Annotated in this window: 10 protein-coding genes; 3 read left to right on the forward strand and 7 right to left on the reverse strand. The window is 66.3% G+C overall.

Annotated elements, in window-relative coordinates; translation table 11 throughout:
• Nucleotides 1-688: 688 nt before the first annotated feature.
• Nucleotides 689-2,137: a trypsin-like peptidase domain-containing protein gene (locus KF791_19405; GenBank protein ID MBX3734749.1), complete on the forward strand. Its 1,449-nt coding sequence runs from the start codon at nt 689-691 to the stop codon at nt 2,135-2,137.
• Nucleotides 2,134-3,612, forward strand: a complete 1,479-nt coding sequence (locus KF791_19410) for a hypothetical protein (protein MBX3734750.1) — start codon at nt 2,134-2,136, stop codon at nt 3,610-3,612. Before KF791_19405 ends, KF791_19410 begins: the two co-directional genes overlap by 4 nt.
• Nucleotides 3,613-3,663: 51 nt before the next feature.
• Here the strand turns inward: KF791_19410 and ilvD are convergent, their stop codons facing one another.
• Nucleotides 3,664-5,385, reverse strand: a complete 1,722-nt coding sequence (ilvD, locus tag KF791_19415) for a dihydroxy-acid dehydratase (protein MBX3734751.1) — start codon at nt 5,383-5,385, stop codon at nt 3,664-3,666.
• Between the two features lie 144 nt (nt 5,386-5,529).
• On the opposite strand from ilvD, the gene glnS reads away from it, so the two are divergent.
• Nucleotides 5,530-7,368, forward strand: a complete 1,839-nt coding sequence (glnS, locus tag KF791_19420; GenBank protein ID MBX3734752.1) for a glutamine--tRNA ligase — start codon at nt 5,530-5,532, stop codon at nt 7,366-7,368.
• Here the strand turns inward: glnS and KF791_19425 are convergent.
• The 6 genes from KF791_19425 to KF791_19450 form a co-directional block, all read right to left on the reverse strand.
• Nucleotides 7,304-11,254, reverse strand: coding sequence for a protein kinase (locus KF791_19425; protein MBX3734753.1), 3,951 nt, complete (start codon nt 11,252-11,254; stop codon nt 7,304-7,306). The genes glnS and KF791_19425 overlap by 65 nt on opposite strands.
• Before the next feature lie 84 nt (nt 11,255-11,338).
• Nucleotides 11,339-11,974: a hypothetical protein gene (locus KF791_19430; GenBank protein MBX3734754.1), complete on the reverse strand. Its 636-nt coding sequence runs from the start codon at nt 11,972-11,974 to the stop codon at nt 11,339-11,341.
• Between the two features lie 62 nt (nt 11,975-12,036).
• The gene (locus KF791_19435) at nt 12,037-13,170 is read right to left on the reverse strand and encodes an RNA polymerase sigma factor RpoD/SigA (GenBank protein MBX3734755.1); all 1,134 of its coding nucleotides are present in this window, start codon (nt 13,168-13,170) and stop codon (nt 12,037-12,039) included.
• Between the two features lie 273 nt (nt 13,171-13,443).
• Entirely contained in the window at nt 13,444-14,505 is a 1,062-nt protein-coding gene (locus tag KF791_19440; protein ID MBX3734756.1) for an ABC transporter ATP-binding protein, read from the reverse strand.
• A gap of 45 nt (nt 14,506-14,550) precedes the next feature.
• A complete protein-coding gene (locus KF791_19445) occupies nt 14,551-15,774 on the reverse strand; it encodes a DUF5009 domain-containing protein (protein ID MBX3734757.1) in 1,224 nt (407 codons plus the stop codon).
• Nucleotides 15,775-15,788: 14 nt separating this feature from the next.
• Nucleotides 15,789-16,949, reverse strand: a complete 1,161-nt coding sequence (locus tag KF791_19450) for a DUF5009 domain-containing protein (protein MBX3734758.1) — start codon at nt 16,947-16,949, stop codon at nt 15,789-15,791.
• Between the last annotated feature and the right edge of the window lie 13 nt (nt 16,950-16,962).

Below are 16,962 nucleotides of genomic sequence, written 5' to 3' on the forward strand. Positions count from 1 at the left end.
CGTGATTCGGGAGGAGATAGGAAATGCCTTTACAAAAGGGGCCGCTGCGCCTCCTGGCGCCAGAGGGGTGAACTGATAGGCTCGGACCGAACCGCAAGGCACTCATCCCGGCAGCGCGGCAACCCCGAATCGGTGCGATGCGCCCGGGTCTGGCATCCCATTCGCCGGCGAATCGGCCGGGGCCTGACCTCCAGTCAGGTAGCACCAGGTGCCTGGGCCTCGTGAACGAGCGAACGCGGCCGAACCTCCAGGACGACTGGACTCGATGCGCGGCCGCGAACAAGCTCTGCATAATTGAGTAATCTCGTGCGACGTTCCGATTGACAAGTCTGGAATTCGGGTTGGGCGCGAAATAACGAAGCGTTATTCGGAGCGGCTGCGGCGTTAGGCCACAGAATGGAGCAGTGGCCGGGCCCATGTGCGCGGGAGGGAAGGTTCGCCCCCCGACGGATGCCCCCCTTGCCATCCAATCTTCGAATCGGAATGACGCGTGCACCTCCCCGGCTCCAGCCGAGGCAATACATTGCATGAGCTGCCTTCATCAGGACGGCACGGGTGACCGGGGAGCATGAGGTGGCCGCACGCCCGGACGCTCCCGTTGTGGAGAATCATGCGGACCGGACCTCCAGCCGGCACTGTCGGGCGCGTATGCTTGACCAACCCCGGCTCCACCAACACTTTCGACGCCATGCGCTTCCGGCTGTTTTTCGTTCTGAGCCTGGTCGCGGCCGCAGCCCTGCGGGCCGGGTCGCCGGAACGTTCGGTCGTCCAGATCCTGACCTTCAGCCAGACGCCCGTCTTTGATGCACCGTGGCGGTTCGACCCGGTCCGACGCTCCGGGGGGTCCGGCTTTGTGATCAAGGGGCGTCGCATCATGACCAATGCGCATGTGGTTGCGTGGGCCCGGCAAATCCTTGTGCGCCGCTATCAGGATCCCCGCCCCTTCCAGGCGCGGGTTGCGTACATCGGCCATGATTGCGATCTCGCCCTTCTTGAAGTGGACGACCCGTCCTTCTTCGACGGGCTGGAGCCGCTGGAGTTTGGGGATCTTCCCGCGGTCCGGTCCACGGTGGTCAGCGTGGGCTATCCGGCTGGCGGCGAGCAGATCTCGTACACCCGTGGCGTGGTCTCGAGAATTGAAATCCAAAACTACTCGCATCCCGGGAATCGCGCCCTGTTGGCCGTGCAGACCGACGCCGCCATCAACCCGGGAAACAGCGGCGGCCCCGTCCTCCAGGACGACGAGGTCGTGGGAGTGGTCTTCCAGGGGATCCCCGGACTGGAGAACGCCGGGTTTTTCATTCCACCGGAAGTCATCCACCATTTCCTCAAGGACGTCGAAGATGGCCGCTATGACGGCTTTCCCATGGCCGGGATCCGTTTGGTGGCGCTGCACAACCCCGCGTATCGGGCCCATTTGGGCCTCGACAACGAGCCCGTGGGTGCCCGGGTGGACGGCCTGCTGTCCGGAAGTCCGGCGGAGGCCGTCCTCAAGCCTGATGACGTGCTGCTGGAGGTCGCCGGTTACGCGGTCGGCAGTGATGGCACCGTGCTGTACGAAGGCAATCGCGTGCCGGTCGCGCTGATTTTTCAATCCCCGCAGAATGGCGAATCGGTCCGCCTCAAACTGCTTCGAGACCGGCAGCCCATGGAACTGGATCTTCCCGTCGCCGTGTATGAGGGCGACCGGCTTGCCGGGAACCAGTACGATTCCCCCCCCCGCTATGTGGTCCACGGTGGCCTCGTGTTCACCCCCTTGAGCGCGGATTACCTTCGAACCCTCGGACGCGATCAGACGGATGCCGGGGCGGCGGCGCTGATCTACGAGTTGTACTACCGGCGCAGCGAGCAACCCGGCCAGGCACGTCCGGAACCCGTCGTGCTCGCCGCCACACTGGCGCATCCGGTCAATGCCAACCTTTCCATCCGGGGCCGGGCCCTTGTGGACACCATCAACGGCGTCCGCATCGAGCGACTCGAAGACGTCGTCCAGGCCCTGGAGTCGTGCGCCTCGGACCAGCACGTCATCGAGTTTTCGGGCCGCGGAGGCTTTGAGTGCCTGGATCGGGATGCCGCTGCCGCCGCCAATCCGGAGATCCTCGAAACCTATGGGATCCCCTCCGATCGCCGCCTATGAACCCCCTGCACCGACTGCCGTCCCTGCTGCTCCTGATCGCACTCACCGGCACCGCGCTGGGCGCGGACCCGCGATCCTGGGACCGCAGCTACGTCACCTTGGAGGTGACCTACAAGGATTACGACTATGCGCAGCCCTGGAGCCGGCCCACACGCACCGTCCGCAAGGGGGCGCTGGTCCTTGGGGGCCGCGAACTGCTGACCACGGCCCAGCACCTGCCGGGTGCGACCCTGGTGCGGGTTCAGCGCGGAGGGCGGGGCACCTGGTATGATGGACGCGTCGTTTGGACCGATCCACATGCCAATCTGGCCCTCGTGACGGCGGATGCGGAGGCGTTCTGGGAAGGACTCAAGCCTGCGGAGCTCGCGCCGGTGGTTCCGGCATCCCCGGACTTCAACCTTTTGCGCTGGCGGGATGGCAACTTGGAGAGCCGGCGGGTGGAATTCAGCAAATTCAGCGTCCGCGAGGGTCTGCTGAGCTTCGCCCCCCGGCTGACGCTGGAGGTCAACACGGAATTGGGCGGCCTGGGTTGGGCCGAGGCGGTCACGCTGAACGGGGCGGTGGTCGGGCTGACGGCCGCCAAGACAGGCAACACCTGCCAGGTCATTCCCTCGTCATTCATCCGGCAGGTGCTCGACGCCCGCGACGACGGCAGCTCCCCGGGCCTCGGGTATTTCGACTTCACCTGGCAGCCTGGCGACAACCCCGCAACCCTGCGTCACCTTCGACTGGACGGCCCCGAGCGTGGCGCAGTGGTGACGGAAGTGATCAACCGGACCAACCGGCCCGCCGTGCTCCGCCCCCGGGATGTGCTGCTGGAGGTGGATGGATTCCCGGTGGATGTGCAGGGCGACTACGAGGATCCCGACTACGGCTACCTCATGCTCGAAAACCTCGCCACACGGCGCCATTTTGCCGGGGACGTGGTCCCAATGCGCATCTGGCGGGATGGCACCGAGGAGGCCGTGGACTACGTGCTGCCTCCGGTGACCTATGCCGATGAACTGGTGCCACAGCAATCCTTCGGGCATGACCCGGAGTATCTGCTTGCCGGCGGACTGGTGTTTCAACCCTTGATCCAGCCGTTCCTTCGGGTCTGGGGCGACGACTGGCGGCGACGCGCCCCGTTCCGTCTCCAACACTATCAGCGGGACCATCCGACGCCGGAACGCCCCTCCCTCGTGATCCTCAGCACCGTGCTGCCCGATCCGGTCAACCTCGGATATCAGGACGTCCGATTCCTCGTCGTGGACCAGGTGAATCGCCGCAGGATTTCCACGCTGGGTGATCTTGCGGCGGCGCTCGAAAATCCCACTGATGGCGTGCATCGGATCGAGTTCATGCCCGGCGATTCCTTGCAGCGGATGCTGCTCGATGCCGCGGAGACCGAAGCCTCCGCACCGCGCGTCCTGCAGCGGTACGGCATTCCTGCCGCCCAGAACGTTGTGGACCGTGAGCCGAGCTCCGGTCCGTAGGGGGTGTCCGCGACCCCTGGAACCGGCCGGCCGTTCCGGACAAAAGTCCGGTCAGAATTGCCGGTCGGTGACGGCCCCGTCGCTTGCAGAACTGACCAGGGCCGCATATTTCGCGAGGACACCCCGGGTATACCGGGGCTTGGGCTGACGCCACAGGCGCAATCGCCGGTCGAGCTCCGCTGCGGAAACCCCCAACGTGATGGCCCGACGGGCCGCATCAATCGTGATGACGTCCCCGTTCTTCACGACGGCCAGCGGGCCACCGTCGAACGCCTCCGGGGTGACGTGACCGATCACAAACCCGTGGGATCCGCCGCTGAACCGGCCGTCGGTGATCAGGGCCACCTCCTTGCCCAGCCCCTTGCCCATGATGGCGCTGGTGGGCGACAGCATTTCGCGCATGCCCGGACCACCTTTGGGCCCCTCGCCGCGGATGACCACGACGTGTCCCGAACGGACCCGGCCACCAAGGATTCCCTGCAAGGCATCCTCCTCGCGCTCAAAAACAATCGCCCGGCCCTCAAAATGGAGGCCTTCTTTTCCGGAGATTTTTCCGACGGCGCCGCCCGGACACAGGTTGCCCCGAAAGACGACGAGGTGACTCGTGGCCTTGATCGGGTTGTTGAAGCTGCGGATGATCTCCTGGCCGTCGGGATACGCGGGCGCGTTTTTGAGGTTCTGTCGAAGCGTTCGCCCGGTGGCGGTGATGACGTCGCCGTGCATCAATCCCTCGTCGAGGAGCAGGCGCATCAGCGGCACCGTGCCACCGATTTCCACCAGGCGTGCCATGACATAGCGTCCCGACGGTTTGAGGTCCGCCAGCACCGGAACGCGCTTCCCGATGCGCGTCCAGTCATCAAGGGTCAGCTTCACTCCGGCGCTGTGGGCCATGGCGATGAGGTGCATCACCGCGTTGGTGGAGCCGCCGAGGGCGATCACGACGGTCATGGCGTTCTCAAACGCCTCCCGGGTCATGATGTCGCGCGGGCGGATGCCCCGCTTGAGCAGGTGCAGCACCGCCGCGCCGGCGCGCTCGCAGTCCTCCGTCTTGGCGGGGGACACGGCGGCCTGCGCGGACGAATTGGGAAGGCTCATGCCCAGGGCCTCGATGGCGCTGGCCATGGTGTTGGCGGTGTACATGCCGCCGCAGGACCCGGCGCCCGGAATCGCCACTTCGGCCACCCGTTCCACGTCGGCCGCCGAGCAACCGCCGGCGGCGTTGCGCCCCACCGCCTCAAAAATGTTCACCAGATCCACATCCCGTCCGTCGAGTTGCCCGGGCAGGATCGTGCCCCCGTACACGAACACGCTGGGACGGTTCAGGCGCCCCATCGCCATCACGCAGCCGGGCATGTTCTTGTCGCAGCCGCCCACGGCCACGAAGCCGTCAAATCCCTGGCAGCCGACAACCGTCTCAATCGAGTCGGCGATCACCTCGCGGGAAACCAGGGAGTATTTCATGCCCTCGGTGCCCATCGAGATGCCGTCGGAAACGGTGATCGTGTTGAACGCGACCGCCTTTCCCCCGGCACTGTTGATCCCCTGGGCCACGCTGACCGCCAGCTGGTCAATGTGCATGTTGCACGGCGTCACCATGCTCCAGGTCGAGGCCACCCCGATCTGGGGTTTCCTGAAATCCTCACGCTTGAAACCCGTCGCATACAACATGCCCCGGCTGGGGGCGCGCTCGATGCCGTCCACGACCAGGGACGAATGCTGGCGCAAATCGGATTTCGACGAGGGACGGGGCCGTGAAGTGGTTTTCTTGCTCATGAAGACGCCGCCAGTGTGTCGGCACTGCGGGACGTCCGGAAGCGCGAAGTGAAGTCGCTGCGCAAACGGCAGACGTCGTCGCGCCGGGCATGCCTCATGCCTCGACTTGGAGGGGATCAGGATCGTATCAATCCGCCCGCACGTATGGTTGACTCCGCCGCTCCCTCTCCCGATGCCGCCGTCCCGGACGATTTTATCCGCTCGCAGGTGGCCGGGGATCTCGCGTCGGGGCGCACTCCCCGGATCCACACCCGGTTCCCTCCCGAGCCCAACGGTCACCTGCACATCGGCCATGCCAAATCCATCTGCCTGAACTTCGGCATCGCCGACCAGTTTGGCGGCGTGTGCAACCTGCGGCTCGACGACACAAATCCGACTCGGGAGGAGACCGCGTATGTGGACGCGATTGTGGCGGATGTCTGCTGGCTGGTGGAGGGCTGGGCGGCATCCCGGATCGGCCTCAAGCCGGCTGGCCGGCCACCGGCCTGCACCGGAGTGGGGGACGGCCTCGATGTCCATCAACCGGCAACGACGGGTCCCGCGCCGGAAGGCACCGTGCTGGAACCTCTCTTCGCCTCGGACTACTTCCCCGCGCTTTACGAGCTGGCGACCCGCCTGATCCGCAAAGGACTGGCGTACGTGTGCGACCTGTCGCCGGAGGAAACGGAGCAACGGCGCGGCAGCCCGGATCGCCCGGGCGTCGAGAGCCCCTTTCGTGCACGAAGCGTCGAGGAGAACCTCGACCTGTTTGCCCGGATGAAGGCCGGGGAATTTCCCGACGGGGCCCGCACGCTGCGGGCACGGCTTGACATGGCCTCGCCGAACCTCTGGTTGCGGGATCCGGTGCTGTACCGAATCCGCCACGCGGCGCACCACCGCACGGGCGATCGGTGGTGTGTCTATCCCATGTACGACTTCGCCCACGGACTCAGCGACTACATCGAGGGCATCACCCATTCCATCTGCACCCTCGAGTTCGAGGTCCATCGCCCGCTGTACGACTGGATCCTCAAGAGCCTGGACCTGCCCCGCCCCCTGCCCCGCCAAATCGAATTCGCACGCCTGAACCTCGGCTACACGCTGATGAGCAAGCGGCATCTGCGGGAACTGATTTCGTGCGGAGACGTCTCCGGGTGGGACGACCCCCGATTGCCGACGCTGTCCGGTCTCCGTCGCCGCGGAATCCCCGCGCAAGCGGTGCGGGCGTTCGTGCTGCGGACGGGCGTGACCAAGTTCAATGCCATCACCGACCTGTCGCTGTTCGAGCATGTGATTCGGGACGAGCTGAATCGTACCGCCACGCGACGGCTGGCCGTCTTGCGTCCCTTGAAGCTGGTGCTCACCAATCTGGCCCCGGGCGACGTCTGCGCCTTCGACGCGGTGAACAATCCCGAAGATCCCGGCGCGGGCACCCGGGTGGTCCACCTCGGGCGCGAGGTATTCATCGAACAGGAGGACTTCCAGGAAAATCCGCCGCCCAAGTATTTCCGGCTCAGACCTGGAGGGGAAGTGCGACTGAAATATGCCTGCATCGTCCGCTGCGATTCCATGGTCAAGGATGCCTCGGGCCGGGTGATCGAAGTCCATGGGACCGCCGATCTGGACACCCGGACCGGGGGGCCCAATGCCAGCCGCAAGGTCAAGGGGACGATCCATTGGGTGAACGCCGCCGAGGCCACAACGGTGGAGGTCCGGCTCGTGGACCGGCTGTTTCAGGAAGAGGAACCCGGGCGCGACGGCCGTGACCCGAGGTCGTCGTTGAACCCCGGCTCACTTGAAGTGCTGACGGCCCGGGCGGAGCCTTCGTTGAGCCGGCCGGAGCCCGGAGTCCGGTTCCAGTTTGAGCGGCTCGGCTATTTCTGGCCCGATCCGGTCGCGTCCCGGCCGGACCGGCTGGTCTTTCTCCGCATCCTGCCCCTCAAGGATCCGTGGGCTCGTCAGGCGACCGATGCCGGCCGCCGGACGGCTCCTGCTCCGTCGTGACCGCCACAAAGAACGGCGTCACGACGCCGTTGGCGGAGATCAGTTCCAGGTGCTGCACCTGACGATCCGGAAACGGATTCCCGAGCACCATGTGGTAGAGGACGAAGCGTTTGGCGGGAAAGGACGCCTCGGTGGACTGGCTGAGGCCCCACCATGCGATCGTTGCCTGATCCAGCCGCGGCGGCTGGTGCGCCGGAATATTGAAGTCCTCCAACTCCCGGCCAAGGCGCAGCGGGATTGAGGTCTCGCTGCCGTTCGAGTAGCCAAGCCGAACCCGGGCCACCACGGTGCCCCGCGGGACCGACGGGTAGGCGTCGGACGCTCCACCCAGCAGATGAATTCGCGAAACTTGCCGCCCGATCGGGATATTCCCCGTGCTTTCCGGATACCTGACCGCCTGGTTGAGGAAACGCTCTCCGGAAAGCTGAACAATGCCCCGGGCGTCGAAGGTCACCCCGTCGTGGGAAAACAATCCGGCGGGAAACAGGGCCAGACTGTCGTCGGGCAGCTCGATGTCGTTCAACAGCCAGCTCTTCCACAGCACCGCATTGTAATGCGCCGAAAGGTCCACCTGGTCCGGGCCGGCCCTGGGGTCCCGCTCAGAAAAATCGGGCGGCTTGGGCGTCGGAAGTTCGGTCGAGACCGGCGCCGCCTGCGGTGGGATGGAGGGGAGATGCGCCTCGGTCCCGAACGCCGTCAGGGGCATGGTGAGTCCCAGTTGCGACAGCGCCCGGCTCAAATCGGCAAAGTCCCAGACTTCGACGGACTCCCGTGCGGTGCCCACGGCCAACCAGCGGCCACCCGCACTAAACTCCATGCATGTCCATTCGGAGGCGCGCGGCGAGGTCAACGCCACAATGTTCGTCCAGCGAACGACATCCCGGATCGCGATTCGACTTCGACCCTCGGCCGCCGCCAGGTGACGGGAGTCCGGCATCCACGCGGTGGCCACCAGCCGACGGTGGGACTCATCGGGCGCCGCGCTCGTTCTCCAGAAATTCCAATCGGGAACCTCGCAGACCCGGTGCTCTCCCCGCGAAGAGGCCAGCAACCATCGGCCATCGGGGGAAAACTGCAGGAATCCCTCCCCCGCCAAGTTCCCACGCCACTCCAAACGTCCCCCGGAGGTGACCACAGCCGGTGCCCCGCCCCGCAGGAGCCAGCAGGCGGTCCATGGTCCGGAGGCGGCGACATGGGACGCCATTCGAAGGTCGGAGTTTGGCACCTGTCCGACGACCAGCCCTGTGCCGAGGGCCACCCGTTCGAGTCCGATGTCCGAGCGCGGCAGCACCACCGTGCTCTGGTCCTCCAGCAACGTTCCCGGCTCCAACCAGACTCCGTCCTCCCAATGCGACGCGTGCGGCACATCCGTCGGCGCGGCGGCCCCGGAATCCTGCCACGTCACCCGCCGCAATGAGTTGCGCCCCTGAAGGACCATCGAGTTGGTCTCCGGCAGGAACCAGCAGTTCACTGCGCCGAAGTGATCAACAAAAACCACCTCCCGGGGGCGCGCCAGATCGTACAGGTGAACACCCGCCTGCTTGATCACGGCAAGGTATCGGGAATCGGGACTGAATCTCAACCGGCGGACGCCCGGCCTCGCCGCATCGGGGAAATGAAGCCGAAGCCGACCAACGGCCGGGAGGATTCGGGCCACCCCCCACTCCTGGCTCAGGAAATAGAGGACTTGGGATCCATCCCGGCTGACCTGTTCGGGAGTGAACCAGGCTTCACCGATCACCCGCTCGCCCGAATCCGTGTCCCAGATGGACGTCTGCCGACTCCCGCTCCCCACGATCATCAAGAACGGAGACCCCGGGACAAAAAACAGCCCGGAAACACCCGAGAAGAGCTGGGGCAGGACCAGTGGCTTGCGTGATGGCAACCGCCAGACGACGACATTTCCAGCAGCATCCGAAGCCGCGACCCGATGCCCCTCCCATGCCAGCCGTCCCAGCATCGCCTGGTGCTTGAGGCGGTCCAGGACGCAGTCGGCGTCCCAGTCATAGAACTCAACGGTATCGGCGTTCAACCGCACCATCACGGGCGATCGTCCATCAGGGGCATGGGCGAACTCATGAGCCATCCCCCGAAACCCGGCCGGGAAGGCCAGCGGCACCCCTGTTGCCGATTCCACACGCACGACGCGGCGATCAGCCGCCTGCGCCAGCAGCCAGGATCCCCCCGGATGGAACCCAAGCAGGTTGACGAACGGCTGGTCCCACAGCACCGCACCATCATCCGCCCGGAGCAGGGTCAAGTGACGGTTGCGGATCAGCGCAACGAAATTCGAGTCCGGGGACACGGTCAACCCACCGGCATTTCCGGCCGGGAGCCCGTCCTGGCGCCAGCGGAGGGCGTCCGATTCCATCCAGCGCGCCTCCACCGCGCCGTCCGCCAGCGCCCGGTAGTAGATCGAAAAATCGGGACTGCAGACGATGGGTGAACTGTCCGTCGGACGCTGCCGCCGCGGACGGTCCGGGACGATGTCCATCTGCGCCAGCTGCGCGATGGCCTCGTTCAGGACGTCGGCATCCTTGGCGATTCGCGCCGCTTCCAGCACGCCCCTCAGACTCTGTTCCCGATGTCCGGCCTCCCCCCGGAGTCGTTCCGCGGCGGCCCGCGCCAGCAGGGCCGAGCGAAGCTCGATCCGCCTGGCGGCATGGGCCGCATCCTTATCCTGGATTTCCCGCGACAGCCTCAGGGACATGGTGAGTCCACCCAGCCCCGCCACCAGAACTGCGAGCGCCAGCGTCCCGGCCATCACCGCCATTCCCGGTCGCCGCCTCGCCCACCGTGACGCACGCCCCCATGGGCTGACCGGACGCGCCGCCACCGGTTCACCCCGGGCAAACCGCTCCAGATCCTCAGCCAATCCCGAGGCGGAGTCGTAACGGGCCTTGGGATCCTTTTCGAGGCACTTGAGGATGATCGTCTCCAGATCCCGGTCCACCAGGGGCATCAGGCTCCGGACCGGAGCCGGTTCCCGGGAACGTGCCTGGATGGCGATGTCCACCGCGGATTCCGCTTCGAACGGCGGCCGGCCGGTGAGCAACTCATAGCCGATCGCCCCCAGGGAATAGAGGTCGGCGGCGATGGTGACATTGTGTGGATCCACCATCTGCTCGGGAGCCATGTAGGCCGGCGTGCCGAACGTGAGACTTGTTCCCGTCACGCCGGATTCCTCCCCGAGGATCCGCGCGAGCCCGAAGTCCGTGACCTGAGGTCGCCCCTGCAAATCGAGGAGGACATTGCCCGGCTTCAGGTCGCGGTGGAGAATTCCCCTCTGGTGCGCGTGATGGACCGCCCCGCCGATCTCAGCCAGGAACCGCGCCAGCTCCCGCTGTCGCCTTCTCAACGCCGGGCCCGCCGTCCCGCCGTCCCGCCGCAACCGATCGGTGGTGGCCGGCAAAGCAAACCGCCCCATGGCTGCCGCCAGGCTTGGCCCCTCGACCAGCCGCATGCTGAAGAACTGGCGTCCTTCAAATTCCCCAAACTCAAGAATGGGAACAATGCCGGGGTGATCCAGCCGCGCCAGCGCCTCCGCCTCGGCCCGAAATCGCCGCGCCTGCAGTGGATCAGCAAACTGACCGGCCAGCAGGAGCTTCAGCGCCACCGTCCGGCCGAGCTTCACCTGACGTGCACGGTACACCACCCCCATCCCGCCGCGCGCAATCTCCGCTTCCACCTCGTAGTCGCCAATCCACAGCCGGTTGTCTGCTTTCGGCGACGGTGGCGCCAGTCGGTGGGCGATGGGACTGTCAGCGATCGCCACGACCCTTGGGAGGCGCAGACAGTGCCGCGCGAGACACTTCGGACACAACCCCTCCAGCACGGAGGCGCGCAGCGGGCATCCGCAGTCAGGACAGGAAGCGGGAATCGTCATCAGCGACCTCGACAGTCTGCCAATCCCCGGGCCGAAATGAAGTGGGATTCCGCGCTTCCGGCGCCCCTCCGAACAAGGTCGGGATCAGCCAAATAGCTCGTTCAGCTCCGACGCCACCCCTGCAGGGTGGGTCACGGTGCGACCCACCTCCTGCCGAACGGCCTCACGGAACGTATCGCGCAATTGATCCACCTCGGAGGAATCCACGGCGTCGGCGAGGTCGGTCACCTTCCAATCCGGTGTCTCCCGGGCCAGATAGGGCAGCAACCGTTCCACCTCGGTGGCCCGGCCGGCGGCCTCCGCCTCCCGGCGCAGGGACTCCAGGGCATGCTCCAGGACCACCACCGACCACCGGTCACGAAATCCCATCGCCACCGGCGTCCCGCCGCCATACACGTCCCGCGCCTCGGCCATGGCGGTGTCCACGATGGAATCTCCCGCGGTGCCGTCACCGCAGGATCCCGTGGCCTGAGTGAGGGCTCCGGCGTCTTGAGCCAGGGCATAAATCAGCCGTCGCAGCCGTCCGTCGTGGTCGCCATGCCGCAGCAATGCCGGGGCGGTCGAAACGCGTGCCAGCACCTGCCCGGTGAGGGCCGCGGCCTGATCGGGGGTCCGCTGGTCATCGCGAAAGGCGCCGTATACTGGCCACCAATAGGCCCGGGCGACCTGCTCAAGGGCCTGACCGCCGGTCTCCCCGGGTTCTGCGGGACGGCCGCACATGGGCGCGAGAATAGCCGCCGGTGCCGGAGGACGTCCACGCCTCAGACCCATCCACGCGGGACTCACTGACGGGCCATCGCACGACGGCGAAGGAACTCCAGCTCCGGGTCATGAATCTCGTCGCGCTTCGACAGCATCTTCCGCAGCTTGCCGAGGGCCACGTTCTGGATCTGGCGGATGCGCTCCCGCGTCACCCCGAATCGCTCCCCGACTTCCTCAAGGGTGCGCTCCGAGCCACCATCGAGACCGAAACGGTAGCGAACGATGGTGAGCTCGCGCTCATCCAGCTGACCCACCAACTCCAGAAGCAGCGCGTGCCGGGTCTGCTGTTCGTAATCCTCGTAGGCGGTCTGCACGTTCTCATCGCGCACCACATCCTGGAGCTGGGTATCCCCCTCGTCCCCCAGCGGTGCATCCAGCGAGGCGGGACGATAGCTGGCCGTGATCAGTTCACCGACCCGTTCCGCAGTCATTCCCAGAACCTCACCGATCTCGGCCTCGGTGGGTTCACGTCCCAGCTCCTCCAGAAGGCGGAGGGCCGTGCGGCGGATCTTGGCGACGCGATCCACCAGATGCACCGGCAGCCGGATCGTCTTGCCCTGATTGGCCAGACCGCGCTTGACCGACTGCTTGATCCACCAGGCCGCATACGTGGACAGCTTCGCCCCCTTGGAAGGATCGAAGCGCTCGACTGCGCGCATGAGCCCGATGTTGCCCTCGTTGATCATGTCGAGCAGCGGCAGGCCCATGCCCTCGTAGTCCTTGGCAATTTTGACCACCAATCGAAGATTGGCACGGATCATCCGGTCCCGGGCCGCGTCGTCCCCGGCACGGATGCGCGCAGCCAGTTCGATCTCATCCTGCGGCGTCAGCAGCGGGGTCTCGCTGATCTCCCGGAGGTAGCTCCGAAGGGCATAGTCCCCATCCCGGGCGATGCTGCGGACGGGACGATCCGGTGCGGGCTCCGCGCCCTCACGGGGCACCGTGACCGGCGCCAGCGGCGAGATCACGGGGCTTTGATCGGTTGCGGGGCGGGAGTGACGGGATGCCGATGCCGTGTGGCCGTGGGGATGTGCCGGAGGCACCGCAGCGGGCGGACCGCCGATCCGCCGGCGCCGCGAGTAGCCCGGCGCCGTGACGGCGCGCGGGGGAATTGAGGCGGCCCGGGCCGCCGGCTCACCGCTGCCAACACGCATCGGCCGTGATTGCGGGTTCAGGTTCGACTGGGTCTTGCGGAGCGTCATCATCGTCGTCAGGATTCGATATGGATTCGGGGTTCCGATGGCATCCGGCGATCGCCGGTCGGACCTTGATTTCTTGATGCCTCGAGTCGCAGGAACCGTGGCATTCCCACCGGAAACATGGCGCGGCGATTCCATCCGGGGTGGCATCGCAGTGCTGCGAAGCGTTCTCGCAAATGCGAATTGCCAGGTCCGACAGAGGCGTCCGACCTCCACGCCTGCCGCGGTTCAACCCCCCGAAGTTTCAGGAACCCAGAGGAGCGCCGCCGGCGGCACGCCCACGCGGAGGATCTCACCGGCCCGCGGGATCGGATCCGACGACGGAAACTGGATCTGGAACGACACCTCCCCGGGTCCCCGGGCCGTCAGCACCACCGTCTCTCCAAGGAATTCAGCCCGCTCGACCCGCACACGGAGTTCCGCGGCGGTTTCCGCCACCGGACGGAAGGATCCGGGACGGATGCCGAGCCATCCCCGGGAGCCGTATGGCGGATCGCCCGCGGACGGTCTTCGAAATTCCCCGGCCGCCGTCGCCAGGAGCCAGTGTTCCGGCCCCACCGCAATCACCGTGGCCTCCAGCCAGTTCACCTCGCCGAAAAACCCGGCGACGGCGCGACTGATGGGATGCCGATGGAGGGTTCGCGGGTCCGCCACCTGGGCCAGACGTCCCTCCAACAGGAGACCGATCCGGTCCCCCAGCGCCATCGCCTCGCGGGGATCGTGGGTGACGTGGACCACGGTGATCCCCAATTCCCCATGCAGGCGGCGCAGCTCCTGCCGGAGCTCCGCGCGCAGGGCGGGATCCAGCTGCGACAACGGTTCGTCCAGCAGAAGCAGTCTGGGGGCCACCGCCAGCGCGCGCGCCAGCGCCACGCGCTGTTGCTGGCCTCCGGACAGCATCTGTGGCAGCGCATCGGCAACCTCCTCAAGGCGGACCTGGCGCAGCGCCGCAGCCACGCGCATTTCCCGCTCGCGGATCGAAACCCCGCGGGCTTCAAGTCCAAACGCCACATTCCCGTGCACCGTCCGGTGCGGCCACAACGCCGGGGTCTGGAAGGTCATGGCCACCGGACGTCCTTGCGGGGGAATCCCGCGAACCCGTTCGCCAGCGATCAGGATTGTCCCCAAGTCCGGCTCCAAAAGTCCGGCGACGAGGCGCAGCAGGGTGGTCTTCCCGCAACCGCTGGGACCGGCCAGGCAGAAGTACTCTCCTGAGGGTATGGACAAGTCCACCCCCCGGAGCACCTCCAACGCACCAAAACGGCGGCAGATGTTTTCGAGCACCAACATCAGAAGTCACCAGCCGCCGTGCGACATGTCACGGTTGGGTCGCACTCACACCCGGAGAAACAGCCTCCGCCGATACAGAAAGCGGGCGAACCCGAACAACAGAAAGACGGCGATCAAGGCGATCACCGTGTCGCCCGCCTCCCCGAACAGCGACCGGACCGGCGCCCCGGCCAGCCGCTCCGCCAGCCGCTTGAAGTTCAGGATCTGCGCCGCCAGATAGATGGTCAGCGCGTTGGCACCCACCCAGACAAACGGCTGGCACCACCGGCGCCATCCCCAGACATCCACCACCTGGTGAAACAGCCCGAGCAGCACCAGGCTGTAGCCGCCCGCCACCAGCACATAGGACGACGTCCAAAGCTTCTTGATGACCGGAAACAGGACGCCCCACCCGTGACCCACCAGGATCGCGAGAACTCCGGCGACAACGAGATCCCGCGACCGCCGTGAAGGCGTGCCACGCCCGGACTGCAGCCAGAGCCCGGCAAACAGCCCGAGGAGGCAGGTGGCCACCGCGGGCAACGTGCTCAGCAACCCTTCCGGATCGAAATACGTGTCGTAGAGCCGTCCGGGAAGCCACTGGAAGTCCACATGGTTCGCCAGGTTGTAGCCGGGTTCGAAGCGCCCCCGGACGCGGCCGGTTTCGGCGGCAAAAAGCACGGCGACGTTGGTCTCCCCCAGTGCTTCCATGCGCGGGGCCAGTGCGGCGGCGTCGAGTCGGATGTCCCGGATGGGCACAAGCGCCATCAGGGCCCAGTAGCCCAGCAGCAGTCCCACCGTCACTGCGATCAGAATCCGGATCCGCTTCCCGAACGCCAGAAACAGCAGCGCGGTGGCCGTGTAACACAGCGCGATCCGGTTGAGCACCCCCAGGAGGCGGATGTCCGGCCACTCGGTGCTCAGGCCTCCGGAGTAGAAGAGGCCTATGGCGAACAACACCACGCCCCGGACGAGGATCCGGCGGACCGTGGCCCGGTGTCCGGACGTCGCCAGACTGCGCGGCACCGAGAAGGAGATCGCCGCCCCCACCATGAAGATGAACAGCGGGAAGATGAGGTCATAAAACCGGAATCCCTCCCACGCCACGTGGGTCAACTGCCGGCGCAGTCCCGCGAAGACCGGCAGCGAGGTCCAACGATCCAGGGCCGCCACCATCAGGCCGCCGCCCGCGATCCAGAACATGTCGAATCCCCTCAGGGCATCGAGGGACATCAGACGGTCTCCTCCGGAAGGTGCCGGAGCCCCCGTCGGAACGGTCGTGAAAGGCATGGCGTCGGAACGCGTCACAGGCGGATGAAGATCTGCCGCGTGTACAGGAATCGGGCGAGCCACACGCAGAGCAGGATGCCCGTCACCGAGATCACCAGGTCCCCGACCCCGGGGACCACCCGGGCATCCAGAAACCGGGCGACACCACCGCCGACGAGTCGCTCCGAGAGATTGTTGAAGGAGACCACATGGGCCACCACGTACAGCGCGATGGGATTCATGCCGATCCAGACGAACGGCGCCGCCCATCGCCGCCAGCCACGGATTTCGATGACTTCATGGAAGGCGGCCAGCAACAGCAGGCTCCATCCACCGGCGACCAGCACATAGGAGGAGGTCCAGAGCTTTTTGACGATGGGAAACACCAGGCCCCAGCCATACCCCGCGGCTAGCAGTGCGACCCCGGCCGCCGCGAGCCAGAAGACCTTCTGCCGTTCGGTGCGCCGCCCGTCCTTCATACAAAGTCCGGCGAATACACCCAGCAGACAGCTCACCACCGCGGGCACTGTGCTCAAGATGCCCTCCGGGTCATGGGTGCCATCCCATTTCCTGAAGGGCAGGTACTGGGAGTCGAACCAGTTCACCACATTGCGCCCCTCGGCGAAGGACACGGTCGTCTCTCCCGGTGCGGGCACGAGTGCCAACAGCGCCCAATAGCCCAGGAGGAGTCCCACGCCGACAACCGCCAGGGCCCTCGGTCGCAGGTAAAGGAAGAGCACCGCGGTGATGCCGTAGCAGAGCGCGATGCGCTGCAGGACGCCCAACAGCCGGATCTGCTCATAGGGCGTGGAAAAGCCGCCGTAGATGAAGATGCCGAGGATGTAGAGCAGCAGCGTCCGGCGGAGGATCCTCCCAAGCGCAGCCGGCCGCCCCTCGCGCTCCAGCATCCGGGTCAGGGAGAACACGATGGACACTCCGACCATGAAAACGAACAGCGGGAAGATCAGGTCGTAGAAGCGGAATCCCTCCCACGCGACGTGGTCGAGCTGGGTGCCGATCGCGCGCAGCAGCGGCCCTCCCTGCACCCCGAGCACCGCACCTCCGATGGTGTCCGCCCCGAGAATCCACAGCATGTCGAAGCCACGGAGCGCATCAAGCGACATCAGGCGCCCGGAGAGGGACGCCGGGCGAACAGCGGCATCGGGCGCGGGGGCTGCGGCAGTGGTTGAAACCATCAAGCCCCGCCAA

The organism is Verrucomicrobiia bacterium, assembly GCA_019634635.1.
GTDB lineage: Bacteria > Verrucomicrobiota > Verrucomicrobiia > Limisphaerales > UBA9464 > UBA9464.

Excerpts from the sequence above, each read along its gene's own strand:
- KF791_19445 (MBX3734757.1), bottom strand. The coding sequence starts at position 15,774 with ATGCCTTTCACGACCGTTCCGACGGGGGCTCCGGCACCTTCCGGAGGA.
- KF791_19405 (MBX3734749.1), top strand. The coding sequence starts at position 689 with ATGCGCTTCCGGCTGTTTTTCGTTCTGAGCCTGGTCGCGGCCGCAGCC.
- glnS (MBX3734752.1), top strand. The coding sequence starts at position 5,530 with ATGGTTGACTCCGCCGCTCCCTCTCCCGATGCCGCCGTCCCGGACGAT.
- KF791_19435 (MBX3734755.1), bottom strand. The coding sequence starts at position 13,170 with ATGCGTGTTGGCAGCGGTGAGCCGGCGGCCCGGGCCGCCTCAATTCCC.
- KF791_19450 (MBX3734758.1), bottom strand. The coding sequence starts at position 16,949 with ATGGTTTCAACCACTGCCGCAGCCCCCGCGCCCGATGCCGCTGTTCGC.
- KF791_19425 (MBX3734753.1), bottom strand. The coding sequence starts at position 11,254 with ATGACGATTCCCGCTTCCTGTCCTGACTGCGGATGCCCGCTGCGCGCC.
- ilvD (MBX3734751.1), bottom strand. The coding sequence starts at position 5,385 with ATGAGCAAGAAAACCACTTCACGGCCCCGTCCCTCGTCGAAATCCGAT.
- KF791_19440 (MBX3734756.1), bottom strand. The coding sequence starts at position 14,505 with ATGTTGGTGCTCGAAAACATCTGCCGCCGTTTTGGTGCGTTGGAGGTG.
- KF791_19410 (MBX3734750.1), top strand. The coding sequence starts at position 2,134 with ATGAACCCCCTGCACCGACTGCCGTCCCTGCTGCTCCTGATCGCACTC.
- KF791_19430 (MBX3734754.1), bottom strand. The coding sequence starts at position 11,974 with ATGTGCGGCCGTCCCGCAGAACCCGGGGAGACCGGCGGTCAGGCCCTT.